The organism is Pseudomonas prosekii (assembly GCF_900105155.1).
Classification (GTDB): domain Bacteria; phylum Pseudomonadota; class Gammaproteobacteria; order Pseudomonadales; family Pseudomonadaceae; genus Aquipseudomonas; species Aquipseudomonas prosekii.
The window spans coordinates 3,886,107-3,898,268 of sequence record NZ_LT629762.1; the positions used below are offsets into that span (position 1 = coordinate 3,886,107).

Sequence of the window (12,162 nt, forward strand, 5' to 3'; positions counted from 1 at the left end):
CATGAACGAATTACAAGATCTGATTGATAACAACGAGCGCTGGGCTGACGCGATCACCAAAGAAGATCCTGATTTCTTCGCCAAACTGGCCCGCCAGCAGACCCCGGAATACCTGTGGATCGGCTGTTCCGACGCGCGCGTGCCGGCGAACGAGATCGTTGGCATGCTGCCCGGCGACCTGTTTGTCCACCGCAACGTGGCCAACGTGGTGCTGCACACCGACCTCAATTGCCTGTCGGTGATTCAGTACGCGGTGGACGTGCTCAAGGTCAAACACATCCTGGTCACCGGCCACTACGGCTGCGGCGGCGTGCGCGCATCGATGCAGGATCGGCAGTTGGGTTTGATCGACGGCTGGTTGCGCTCGATTCGTGATCTCTATTACGAGAAACGCGAAGAGCTGGCCAAGTTGCCGACCGAGGAAGAGCGCGTCGACCGTCTCTGCGAGCTCAACGTGATCCAGCAAGTGGCCAACGTCGGCCACACCAGCATTGTGCAAAATGCTTGGCATCGCGGGCAGAACCTGTCGATCCATGGCTGCATCTATGGCATCAAGGATGGTCGCTGGAAAAGCCTGAACGCGACGATCAGCGGTTTCGAGCAACTGCCGCCGCAATATCGTTTGCGTCCGGCCGGCGATTCCTAACGCTCGGCTATCTGCAACTGGCAACCTAAGCGCCTTCGCGTGTGAACCCTGGTTCATCCGCGAAGGCGTTTTGCGTTTTAGAGCTTAGAGCTGGGGTGCGGGAATGGCCGGCGTCGGTGCCGGCGCTTGCAATAGTTTGAGTTCGGATTTGACCGGTGGGGTCGCGCATTTGGTCGCTGCGTCTGCCGGGCTCAAATCGCGGATCGAGGTGTAAAACAGCTCACAGGTCTTTTCTTTCTGGGTCACTTGCCACGTCTGCGTGCAGCTTTTCAGCTGAACCGCTGCGTCGCTCCCCGGTTTACTGCCCATCCCGGCCTGCCAGCACGCGGCGCTCAAATCCTGGCCCATGACCTTCAGGCCGGCGGCATCAGCTTTCGCCTCGGCGTCGGGGCCGGTGTAGGTCGCCGGGTCAGCGGCGTACCAGATGTAACTTGGATGATTGGAACCCAGCACCGGCACCTTCACCCCGGCGCTCGGGCTGATGCTCGCCAGGCCCAGCACGCCGACGGTCGCGCCGTATTGCTGCTTGATCCAGTTGCGTACTGGCGCGCCGAACGCAACCATTGGCAACGCCACGCCTTTGGCATTCTGGCTGACGTCCTTGACCATGGTCGTCTGATAATCCTTGAAGTAGTCGTAGACGCCTTCCAGATCCTTGCCGGCGCTGGACGGCGCGGCAATCGGCGCGATATCGATGATGGTCTGGTAACCCGGCGTCTGCTCGGGCGCAATGCCATTGTCGGTGAGCAGCGTCGCCCAGCGATCGGTGGTCGCGGATCGCAGATAATCCTGCGCCTGGGTCAGCGAATAATCCGGTGGAAAGTGCAGCAATTCGACACTTTTGCGATTCTCCAGGGCCATGCCCAACGGCAGGAACAAATACCAGCTATACGCCCATTTGCCATCGGCATTCAGCTTGCTGGCGCCGGTGTAGGCCAGGTCGCCGGCATCGAGCAGCGCCGCCAGCGGTTTTTCATAACCCTTGGGCACGCCGCTGATTTCGACGTAAAGCTGATCGTTGTCGGTTTTTACCAGGACCTTCGCCGCACTGTAACCGTCGCGCTGCACGCTTTGGGTCAGGTAATGCTCAACGGTCTGCTCCAGCGTCCAGTTGCGAAAGCAGATCACGTTGCAATTGTTGGGATACGCGAAGAGCCGGGTGACGCGTTCAGTACTGCCCAGTTTCAGATCGACATCGGCGTGGGCAGCGGCGCTCAGCGTGAGCGCGGCGAGGGTAAGTCCTGCGAGTTTGAACATGCTCAGATCCTTTTCAGCGTGAGCCCCTCTTGCGGGGTGAGCGCCATACTGGATCAGCAGAACTCGACAAAGAAGTGGTTGGAAAGAGTATTTTTGCGCCATGCCGAGTCTTCGCTGTTTCCCGTCAACCCGCGAAAGGCCCCCAGTTCATTGGACTGAGGGCCGCCGACTGTTGGCGATTTACAGCAAGTGCAACGCGAGATGACTTCCCACGCGCAGGTATTCGACTTGGGCAATCACGGCGTCTCTGACGATGGCTTCGCCGGTATCGGTCAACTTGGCTTTCTTCGCATCGATCACCGCCAGTTGCAGCAACTGCATGGAGACATCCATGGATTTTTGAAACGCGGTCAGATTGTTGTGCTGGCCAAACTCACAGATCACTGCGTCCATGCGCCGGTCGGCGTCGTCACGAAGCGTCTGGTATTCAACCAATGAAATTCGGCCGTCCTGGTACATCTCATTGATCATTTCTTCCAGCGATTTGGATATTGCAGGCATTGTTCAGGTCGTCCTTGGATAAAGCGGCAAGTAGTTGAAGATTCCATTTCTGCGCACAGCAATGCGCCGCCAGAGTCTAATTCAGCGGTCTGTGGATAAGAGATAGGAAGGGGCCGAGATTTATGTCAGGTGATGGCAGAGGTATCTGTAGGAAGAGTCCAATAGCAATGCCCGATGATTCGCGCTCCTTTGAGTAGCCACAGCGGCCGATGTCTACCATTCTCTAACGCTGCTAGACTCGCTCTATGCCGCTTCTGGCCAATGGTGATTCATGAAACCTTCTACAGCGCTTGACCTGAAACGTGCAGCCGTCCGCGAAACCGTCGGCCGATTCCGCACGTCCAACCCGCGGGTATTCGGTTCGGCTCTGCTCGGGACGGACGAAGAGGGCAGTGATCTTGACCTGTTGGTGGACGCGCTTCCCGGAGCCACACTGTTTGATCTCGGCGAACTTCAGGTCGAGTTGGAAGACTTGCTGGGGGTCAGTGTTGACCTGCTGACCCCAGGTGATCTTCCCTTGAAGTTTCGGCAACAGGTGCTTGAGCAGGCTCGGCCCGTATGACCGAAAATCGGCTCGATGATTACCTTGACCACATGCGCCAAGCGGCGAGCGATGCGCTGATTTTTGTCGAAGGGCTCAATAGAGATGAGTTCTTCGACGACAAGCGTACGCAGCAAGCCGTCGTCATGAGCCTCATTATTATCGGCGAGGCGGCAACCAAGATCATGGACCGTCATGCTGAGTTCGCAACGCAGAATCCCCACGTGCCGTGGCGCAGCATGCGCGGTATGCGCAACCGTATCGCTCACGGCTACTTCGATATCAATCTTGAAGTGGTATGGGACACGGTCCAGACAGCTTTGCCGGAACTGTTGAAAGTGTTGCCCACCGACCCAACCTGACCGCATCCGCTTCTCCACGCAGATGCGGTCATCACCCTCAAGGCATCACCGGCGCCGTATAAACCAGCGTCGTCCCCAACGCCCACAGCAGCAGCAACACCAGCGGCGTATGCACCAGCAATTGCACGAACGAGAACCCGATCAAGTCGCGCGCCTTGAGGCCGAGTACGCCGAGCAGCGGCAGCATGTAGAACGGGTTGATCAGGTTCGGCAGGGCTTCGGCGGCGTTGTAGATTTGCACGGACCAGCCGAGGTGATAGTTCAGATCGTTGGCCACTTGCATGACGTACGGCGCTTCAATGATCCATTTGCCGCCGCCGGACGGGATGAAGAAACCGAGGATCGCCGAGTACACGCCCATCAACAGCGCGTAGGTATCGTGGGACGCGATCTGTACGAAAAAGGTTGAGATGTGGTGGGCCAACGTCTGCGCGTCGGTGCCTTTGACGGTGGTCATCAGCGCGGCAATCGAGCCGTACAGCGGAAACTGGATCAGCACGCCGGTGGTGGTCGGCACCGCGCGGGACACCGCATCGAGGAAACTGCGCGGGCGCCAGTGCAGCAGCGCGCCGAGCATCAGGAACAGAAAGTTGTACGTGTTCAAACCGGAGATCGCGCTGATTGCCGGTTTGGTCGAGAACTCGTGAAACAGCCAGCCTGCCGCCAGCAATACCAGCAAAATCGTCAGCAGCGGGCTGTGCTCCAGCCACTCGCCGGGACGCGTGCGCGGTTGCAGCGGCGGCAGATTGAAGCTCGGATCGACCCCGCACGCAGCGGCGTCACGCGCAGTGTTCGGGCCGGGCGCGGTGGCGTAGGCGATGATCAGCGAGACCACAATCAGCGCCAGCAACAGCACGCCGGATTGCCATAGAAAGATCGTTTCGGTGAACGGAATAACGCCGGTGATCGACAGAATCGACGGCGGCAGGCTCGCCGGGTTCGCCTGCAATTGCGCGGCGGACGACGACAGGCCCAGCGCCCACACAGCGCCGAGGCCCAGATACGCGGCGGCACCGGCGGCGCGATAATCCATTTTCAGGTCGACGCGGCGGGCGAGCGCGCGCACCAGCAAACCGCCGAATACCAGCGACAATCCCCAGTTCAGCAACGAGGCGACCATCGAAATCAACGCCACCCATGCCACGGCGGAACGACCGTTTTTCGGAATCCGCGCCAAGCGGTCAATCAGCTTCACGGCCGGCGGCGAACTGGCCACCACATAACCGCCGATCACCACGAACGCCATCTGCATGGTGAACGGAATCAAACTCCAGAAACCGTCGCCGAACGCCATGGCGGCGTCGGTCGGTTTGGCGCCCATGGCCATCGTCGCCACGGCAACAATGATCACCGCGAGCGCGGCAAACACCCACGAATCGGGAAACCAGCGTTCGGCAAAACTGGAGCAGCGCAGGGCAAAACGGGCATAGCGGCTATCGTCGATATCAGCGGCCACGGGACTACCTCGGATTCTTATGATTATTGTGATGTTCCGGGCCGCAAGTGCCCGGCGGGTCAGGTGCCAACAGTAAAACAATCGACCGATTGTTGTGAGGGTGTTTTGGCCAAATCGGACTTTGGTCTAAGGCCTGAGGCACGGTTGTATCGGCGAAGTCGCGCGCGCGCCGGTCGTCATTATTTTTGGCCAACCCCCGCGCGCACTCTTCAGAAAATATCCACAGGGCCGATGGCTAGGCTGCATCCCGCACAATTTCCTGCCCATCGGTGCTTTCCTCATGTTCAACAAACGCTTGAAGCAGGAGCTCTCGGCTCTTCGCGAAGAACTCTCCAGCCTCCTGCAAGTGAAGCAAAGCCTGGAAAGCGAGATGCTGGTTCTGACCCTCGAACCCGATGGGCGGATTCAATCGATCAACCAGAATTTCCTCGACGAGATGCTCTACAAAAGCAGTGATCTGGTCGGGCGGCCACTCGAAGACATCGTGCCGGCGCACGTGAAATCCGATGAATTCCATCACCGCTTCAAATCAGCGCTGACCCGTGGCGAACACTTTGCCGGCGCCGTGCGGCTGCTGCGCGGCAACGGTAACGAGGCGTGGCTGCGTTCGATCCTGCAACCGGTGCGTTCTTCTGACGGGCGGATTCGGCATTTCTCGATTTTTTCCAGCGACCTGACCCGCACCATCGAAGCGTCCCGCGAACACGAAAACCTGATCGGCGCGCTGGTGCGTTCGACGGCGGTGATCGAGTTCGACCTCGATGGCAATGTGCTGATGGCCAATGATCGCTTCCTTAATGGCATGGGTTACAGCCTGGCGCAGATCCAGGGCAAACATCACCGCACGTTCTGTGAGCCGCAGGAATACAACAGCGCCGAGTATCAGAACTTCTGGCGGCGCTTGAACAACGGCGAGTTTGTCGCTGATCGTTTCAAGCGCGTCGACAGCCATGGCCGCGTGGTGTGGCTGGAGGCGTCCTACAACCCGGTGGTCGACGCCAATAACAAGCTCTACAAAGTGGTGAAATTCGCCACGGTGATTACCGATCAGGTCAATCAGGAACAAGCCGTTGCCGAGGCCGCGAACATTGCCTACAGCACGTCGATCCAGACCGACAGCAGCGCCCAGCGCGGCACGGCGGTGGTCACGCAAGCGGTCAGCGTAATGCGTGATTTGGCCAAGCATATGCAAACCGCCGGGGAAGGCATCGAAGCGCTGAACGAGCAATCGCAGGTGATCGGCAATATCGTCAAAACCATCAGCGGCATCGCCGAACAGACCAATTTGCTTGCGCTCAACGCCGCCATCGAAGCAGCGCGCGCGGGTGAACAGGGACGCGGCTTTGCCGTGGTCGCCGACGAAGTGCGGCAACTGGCCTCGCGCACCAGCCAGGCCACCGAGGAAATTGTCAGCGTGGTGCGGCAGAACCAAGACATGGCGCGCAACGCCGTGAGCCTGATGAGCGGCGGCAAACTGCAAGCCGAGCAAGGTTTGGCGCTGGCGGCGGAGGCGGGCACGGTGATCGTCGAGATTCAGGACGGCGCGCAGAAAGTGGTGAATGCGGTCGGCCAGTTCGCCAATCAACTGGCGACTTGATGCGCGGCGGGCGGTTGCCGTTACAATCGCCGCTTTATCCTTGGAGCAGACATCCATGACCGTTTCCCATCGCCGTCCGGTGCCGTTATCCAAGGCCTATCGCCTGCTCAATCACGGCCCGACCGTGCTGGTCAGCGCCGCCCACGATGGCCAGCGCAACATCATGGCCGCCGCATGGGCGATGCCGCTGGACTTCGAACCGCCGAAAGTCGCGGTAGTGCTCGACAAGTCCACCTGGACCCGGCAACTGCTCGAAGCGTCGGGCACATTCGTATTGAACGTGCCGTGCGCCGCACAAGCCGATATCGTCCAGACCGTCGGCTCGACGTCGGGCCTGGCGCTGAATCAACAGCACGGCGAGGACAAGTTTCAGGCTTACGACTTGCAGACTTTCAGCGGCGAATTGATCGACGCGCCGATGCTCGAAGGCTGCGTTGCGTGGCTCGAATGCCGACTGCTGCCCGAACCGCACAATCATCAGCAATACGACCTGTTCCTCGCCGAAGTCATCGCCGCGCAAGCGGACGACCGCGTGTTCAGCGAAGGGCGCTGGCACTTCGAAGGGCACGATGATTTGCGCACCTTGCACCACGTCGCCGGCGGGCACTTCCTGAAGATTGGCGATCCGCTGGACGGCAAGACGCTGGTGAAATAAGCCAAACGCAAAACCACCTGTAGGAGTGAGCCTGCTCGCGATACCGGAGTGTCAGCCACCATCAATATCGCCTGACCCACCGCCATCGCGAGCAAGCTCGCTCCCACAGGGAGACCGGCGATCCGCTGGATGGCCAGGCATCAACCAGTAATCCCAAACACCCAAAACCCTGTAGGAGTGGTGGTTTAAATTCACAGGGTTCGCCGTGGAAATTGGTGATCCGCTGGGCGGCCAGGCGTTAACCTCGTAATCCCGAACACCCAAAACCCTTGTGGGAGCGAGCTTGCTCGCGATGGCGGAATGTCAGGTGACATTGATGGCGCCTGACACACCACAATCGCGAGCAGGCTCGCTCCTACAGGGATCTGCTGGCCAATCGCTGATCAATTCAGCGCGGCAACTGCCGGTTTATCCACCACCGCAGCCTGCCGGTCCAGCGTTTCCGGCATCGCCACCAGCAGCAATACCAACGCGGCCGCTGCGACCGCCGCCAATGTCAGGAACGCCGCGCTGTAACCCGCTTGCTGAACCACCAGACCAGCCAAGCCGTTGCTCAGCGCGGCGCCGAGGCCAAATACCGTCGACAACGCGCCGAGGCTGACATTGAAGCGCCCGGTGCCTTGGGTCAGGTCCTTGATCACCACGGGAAACAACGCGCCGAAGATTCCCGCGCCGACGCCGTCGAGCAATTGCACGGCGACCAGCCAGTACGGGTCGTCCGACAGCGTATAGAGCACGCCGCGCAACGGCAGAATCAGGAAACCGGCGAGCAGCAACGGTTTGCGTCCCCACACATCAGCTTTCCAGCCCACCAGCAACGCCACCGGCACCATCACCAACTGCGCAGCGACGATGCAGGCAGACGTCAGCGGCGTGGCCATTTGCAGATTGACCAAGGACAACTTCTGACTGACCAGCGGCAGCATGGCGGCATTTGCCAGATGAAACAGTCCGCAGCAGATCGCAAAAATCAGCAGCGGCCGATTGTGCAGCAGCACGTTGAGCCCGGAAGGCTGTTCGCCGTGCGCCGGGCCTTGCGGATCGAAGCCTCGGGCGACGTCATGGTCGATGGCGTGCGGCGCGATAAAACTGATCGCAATCACGCTGGCCAGCGCCATCACCGCCATCAAATAAAACACCGCCACCGGCCCGAACAGGTAGGCAAATCCCCCCGCCAACAACGCCGCAGCCGCGTTGCCGGCGTGGTTGAAGGTTTCATTGCGTCCGGTGCGGCGGGTGAAGGCGCGCGGCCCGGTAATGCCCAGCGAAATCGCGGAAATAGCCGGGGCAAACGCCGATGCGGCGACCGCGCTCAATGCTTGGGTCAGCGCCACCCAAGTGAAAGAAGTGATGAAGGGCAGCAGCAGACAACTCACCGTCACCAGCAGCGCGGCGGCGATCACGACTGTGCGTTTGCGCCGGGTGCGGTCGATCAGCGCGCCCGCCGGGGTTTGCGTCAGCAGCGCGGCGATGCCGGCAACGGTCATCACCAGGCCGATACTCGCCGGGTCCCAGTTGTGCACCGCCAACAGATAAATCGCCAGGTACGGCCCGAGGCCGTCGCGCACGTCGGCGAGAAAGAAATTCAGCCCGTCGAGTGAGAGGGCGTTGCGACGATCGGTCGAAGCGTTCAAGGGCGGCCTCACAGGACGGGGCGCAGGCGCGTGCTGCGCATTCACAAAGACTCTTCAGCAATGACCGCCGACCGCAGCGCGAAGTTGCAGTCGCTTTAAATCATCGGTGCCGCCGTGTTATGAAGCAGCACGTTCACGATGAGGCCAGGCAATGAGCAAGTTACGCGTTGGGATTATTTTTGGCGGCCGCTCGGCCGAGCATGAGGTGTCGCTGCAATCGGCGAAAAACATCGTCGATGCGCTGGATCGCTCACGCTTCGAACCGGTGCTGATCGGCATCGACAAGCAGGGCCACTGGCACCTCAACGATCCCTCGAACTTCCTGCTCAACCAGGAAAACCCGGCGCTGATCGCCCTCAATCAATCCAATCGCGAGTTGGCGGTGGTGCCGGGCAAGGCCAGTCAGCAACTGGTCGAAACCTCCAGTCAGGAACTGCTCGGCCACGTCGATGTGATCTTCCCGATTGTCCACGGCACCCTTGGCGAAGACGGTTGCCTGCAAGGACTGTTGCGCATGGCCGATTTGCCGTTCGTCGGTTCCGATGTGCTCGGTTCGGCAGTGTGCATGGACAAGGACATCACCAAGCGCCTGCTGCGTGATGCCGGAATCGCCGTCGCGCCTTTCATCACCCTCAACCGCGCCAGTGCTGCGCGTATCGACTTCGCCGAGGTGCAAGGCAAACTCGGCTTGCCGCTGTTCGTCAAACCGGCGAATCAGGGTTCTTCGGTCGGCGTCAGCAAAGTCACCCATGAAACCGAATACGCGGCAGCAGTCGAACTGGCGCTGGGCTTCGACGAAAAAGTCCTGGTCGAATCCGCCGTTATCGGTCGCGAAATCGAATGCGCGGTGCTCGGCAATGACCAACCGATTGCCAGCGGCTGCGGCGAGATCGTGGTGCGCAGCGGCTTCTATTCCTACGACAGCAAATACATCGACGACCAGGCCGCCGAAGTCGTGGTCCCGGCCAACATCAGCGCCGAGTCCAGCGAACGCATCCGCACCTTGGCGGTAGAAGCGTTCCAGTTGCTCGGCTGCTCCGGGCTGGCGCGGGTCGACGTGTTCCTGACCGATAGCGGCGAAGTGCTGATCAACGAAATCAACTCACTGCCCGGCTTCACCCGCATCAGCATGTACCCCAAACTTTGGCAGGCGACGGGCATGAGCTATAGCGAACTGGTGAGCCGCCTGATTGATTTGGCGGTGCAGAGGCATGAGGTGCGCAAGGGGTTGAAGATTAGTCGGTAGCGGATTGTTTGCGCCCCGAGTTCGTCGGCTCTATCTGAACATGCATCGACTCAAATGCCTCGATGAGGGTGATCATGGCTTCAAAGTAGACACCTTCCAGCGTTCCTGGCTCAGGCTCGTTGTCGAAGAGAGCGGACACGGTCCGTAACACCGCGCGGTATTGGGCGTCGGTGTTAATCGGATGGATATCGCTGTTCATGAATGACTCCATCTCGACGTTATCAGCGCCGATGATTTTTGGATTACCGGGAATGTGGACCGAATTTTACGTGCGTGTCTTCAAGTTGCGTGTAGGAAAACGCTGCGCTTGCCGGCAGGATCGGGAACATCTTCCACCAAAAAAGGCTTACCTCGCGGTAAGCCTTTTCTCCTGCCAGCGTAAGAATCAATCCCCCAATGCTTCTCCCTCACGTCGCGGGTCGGCCCCGCCGGCCAGTGCAGATTTTCCCTGCGCGTCCTTGACCCGAACGATCGCTTGGGTGCCGCTGGTCATGTCGATTTCGTTCACCGCGTGTCCCTTGTCCCGCAGCGCCTGGATCAGCGCCGGGCTGAATTGTCCTTGTTCGAGTTCGGTCGGGCCGTTGCGGCTGCCGAAGTTGGGCAGGTTGATTGCGGTTTGCGGGTCGAGGTTCCAGTCGAGCAGGCCGATGGCGGATTTGGCGACGTATTCGATGATCTGCGAGCCGCCGGGGGAACCGAGCGTGGCGAGGAATTCGCCGCTCTGGCGGTCGAAAATCAGGGTTGGCGCCATCGACGAGCGTGGGCGCTTGCCGGGTTCGACGCGGTTGGCGACTTTCTGCCCGTTTTCTTCGGGGATGAACGAGAAGTCGGTCATCTGATTATTGAGCAGGAAGCCTTGGACCATCAGGTGCGAGCCGAACGCCGATTCGACGGTGGTGGTCATCGACACCGCGCCGCCCAGATCATCGACCGCGACCACTTGCGAGGTGGAAATGCGCAGCGGCGAACGGTCGGGCGCGTAGGCCACTTGAATGCCCGGTGGCGTGCCGGGTTTGGCCGTGCCCGTGCTCCGCTCGCCGATCAGCGCGGCGCGGCTGGCGAGGTAGTTCGGGTCGATCAGGCCTTTGACCGGCACCGGCACGAAGTCGCTGTCGGCGACATATTGCGCGCGGTCGGCGTAGGCCTGGCGTTCGGCTTCGGAGATCAGATGCACCGCTTCAGGCGTCGGTTCGATGCCGGCGGGTTTGTTGGTTTTCACTGGTTTCAGCGGCGCGAGCGCGAAGCGCGGGTCGCGGGTTTCCAGTGCTTGCAACGTGCCGAGAATCTGCGCGATGGCGATCCCGCCGGAGGAGGGCGGCGGCATGCCGCAAACTTGCCAGCGCTTGTAATCGGTGCACAGCGGCGCGCGTTCCTTGGCCTGATAACCCTGAAGATCGTTCAGCGACAAACTGCCGGGGTTTTGATGGCCCTGGACTTTGGCGACAATTTCTTCGGCAATCGGCCCTTTGTACAACGCGTCGGGACCTTCTTTGGCGATCCGTTTCAGCGCGGCCGCGAGGGGCGGATTCTTCAGCAATGTGCCGGTGGCTTTCGGGCTGCCGTCGGCGTTGAGAAAGTACGCCATCATGTCCGGCGAACGGCGCATCGACGAGTCGGAAGCGATCAGTTGATGCAAGCGCGGCGAGATCGCAAAGCCTTGCTCCGCGAGTTTGATCGCTGGTTCGAACAGCGTCGCCCACGGCAGGCGCCCGTGTTGCTGATGCGCCAGTTCCAGCGCGCGCAGCACCCCCGGCGTACCCACCGAACGACCACCGATTTGCGCCTGAGTGAACGGCATCGGTTGGCCATCGGCCTGCAGGAAAAGTTTCTCGGTGGCGCCGGACGGAGCGGTCTCGCGGCCGTCATACGTGCGCACAGCCTTGCCGTCCCACAACACAATCAACGCACCGCCGCCGATGCCTGAGGATTGCGGTTCCACCAGGGTCAACACCGCTTGCATGGCAATTGCCGCATCAATCGCCGAACCGCCCTGACGCAACATCGCCCGCCCGGCCTCGGCCGCCAGTGGATTGGCTGCCGCCGCCATGTGTTTCGAGGCGTGACGAGTTTGCAGATCAGTGCGAAAACCCGAAGCGGCTTCCGGGGCGAGGGGCAGAGTAGCGGTGGGTGGGGCGTTGCATGCGGCGAGGGTCAGCGCGGTGGCGATCAACGAAATCGCTGACAGGCGATAGCGACTGAGGTGGAAGGCTGAGAACACGTGAGGCACTCCGTCCGTGGGAAAGGTCTGGCGACTGTATCGGCCGACC

10 protein-coding genes and 3 pseudogenes are annotated in these 12,162 nt (G+C 60.5%); 7 read left to right on the plus strand and 6 right to left on the minus strand.

Going from position 1 to position 12,162, the window contains the following annotated elements; all coding sequences use genetic code 11:
* Window position 1 precedes the first annotated feature (1 nt).
* Window positions 2–646, plus strand: a complete 645-nt coding sequence (gene can, locus BLU01_RS17680; protein WP_092277968.1) for a carbonate dehydratase — start codon at window positions 2–4, stop codon at window positions 644–646.
* A gap of 84 nt (window positions 647–730) precedes the next feature.
* On the opposite strand, the gene BLU01_RS17685 is transcribed toward can, so the two are convergent.
* Both BLU01_RS17685 and BLU01_RS17690 read right to left on the minus strand, forming a co-directional pair.
* Window positions 731–1,903, minus strand: a complete 1,173-nt coding sequence (locus BLU01_RS17685) for a hypothetical protein (protein WP_092277969.1) — start codon at window positions 1,901–1,903, stop codon at window positions 731–733.
* A 180-nt stretch (window positions 1,904–2,083) separates the two neighbouring features.
* A complete protein-coding gene (locus tag BLU01_RS17690; protein ID WP_092277970.1) occupies window positions 2,084–2,404 on the minus strand; it encodes a hypothetical protein in 321 nt (106 codons plus the stop codon).
* A 271-nt stretch (window positions 2,405–2,675) separates the two neighbouring features.
* On the opposite strand from BLU01_RS17690, the gene BLU01_RS17695 reads away from it, so the two are divergent.
* Both BLU01_RS17695 and BLU01_RS17700 read left to right on the plus strand, forming a co-directional pair.
* Window positions 2,676–2,966 carry a nucleotidyltransferase family protein gene (locus BLU01_RS17695; RefSeq protein WP_092277971.1) on the plus strand — a complete coding sequence of 97 codons (291 nt, stop codon included), beginning with the start codon at window positions 2,676–2,678 and terminating at the stop codon, window positions 2,964–2,966.
* A complete protein-coding gene (locus BLU01_RS17700; protein ID WP_092277972.1) occupies window positions 2,963–3,307 on the plus strand; it encodes a HepT-like ribonuclease domain-containing protein in 345 nt (114 codons plus the stop codon). The genes BLU01_RS17695 and BLU01_RS17700 overlap by 4 nt, the downstream gene beginning before the upstream one ends.
* Before the next feature lie 37 nt (window positions 3,308–3,344).
* Here BLU01_RS17700 and BLU01_RS17705 read toward each other — a convergent pair whose 3' ends face one another.
* Entirely contained in the window at window positions 3,345–4,763 is a 1,419-nt protein-coding gene (locus tag BLU01_RS17705) for a short-chain fatty acid transporter (RefSeq protein WP_092277973.1), read from the minus strand.
* A gap of 370 nt (window positions 4,764–5,133) precedes the next feature.
* On the opposite strand from BLU01_RS17705, the pseudogene BLU01_RS28325 reads away from it, so the two are divergent.
* The 3 genes and pseudogenes from BLU01_RS28325 to BLU01_RS17715 form a co-directional block, all read left to right on the plus strand.
* Window positions 5,134–5,772, plus strand: a pseudogene (locus BLU01_RS28325) (PAS domain-containing protein); the annotation flags it as partial.
* 159 nt (window positions 5,773–5,931) lie between these two features.
* Window positions 5,932–6,360: pseudogene (locus BLU01_RS28330) on the plus strand (methyl-accepting chemotaxis protein); the annotation flags it as partial.
* 55 nt (window positions 6,361–6,415) lie between these two features.
* Window positions 6,416–7,015 carry a flavin reductase family protein gene (locus BLU01_RS17715; protein WP_092277975.1) on the plus strand — a complete coding sequence of 200 codons (600 nt, stop codon included), beginning with the start codon at window positions 6,416–6,418 and terminating at the stop codon, window positions 7,013–7,015.
* Window positions 7,016–7,398: 383 nt separating this feature from the next.
* Here the strand turns inward: BLU01_RS17715 and BLU01_RS17720 are convergent, their stop codons facing one another.
* Window positions 7,399–8,649: an MFS transporter gene (locus tag BLU01_RS17720; RefSeq protein WP_092277976.1), complete on the minus strand. Its 1,251-nt coding sequence runs from the start codon at window positions 8,647–8,649 to the stop codon at window positions 7,399–7,401.
* A 151-nt stretch (window positions 8,650–8,800) separates the two neighbouring features.
* On the opposite strand from BLU01_RS17720, the gene ddlA reads away from it, so the two are divergent.
* Window positions 8,801–9,895 carry a D-alanine--D-alanine ligase gene (ddlA, locus tag BLU01_RS17725; protein WP_092277977.1) on the plus strand — a complete coding sequence of 365 codons (1,095 nt, stop codon included), beginning with the start codon at window positions 8,801–8,803 and terminating at the stop codon, window positions 9,893–9,895.
* 19 nt (window positions 9,896–9,914) lie between these two features.
* Here the strand turns inward: ddlA and BLU01_RS17730 are convergent.
* Both BLU01_RS17730 and ggt read right to left on the minus strand, forming a co-directional pair.
* Window positions 9,915–10,094 (minus strand): annotated as a pseudogene (locus tag BLU01_RS17730) (transcriptional regulator); the annotation flags it as partial.
* Window positions 10,095–10,280: 186 nt separating this feature from the next.
* Entirely contained in the window at window positions 10,281–12,113 is a 1,833-nt protein-coding gene (ggt, locus tag BLU01_RS17735; RefSeq protein ID WP_092277978.1) for a gamma-glutamyltransferase, read from the minus strand.
* Between the last annotated feature and the right edge of the window lie 49 nt (window positions 12,114–12,162).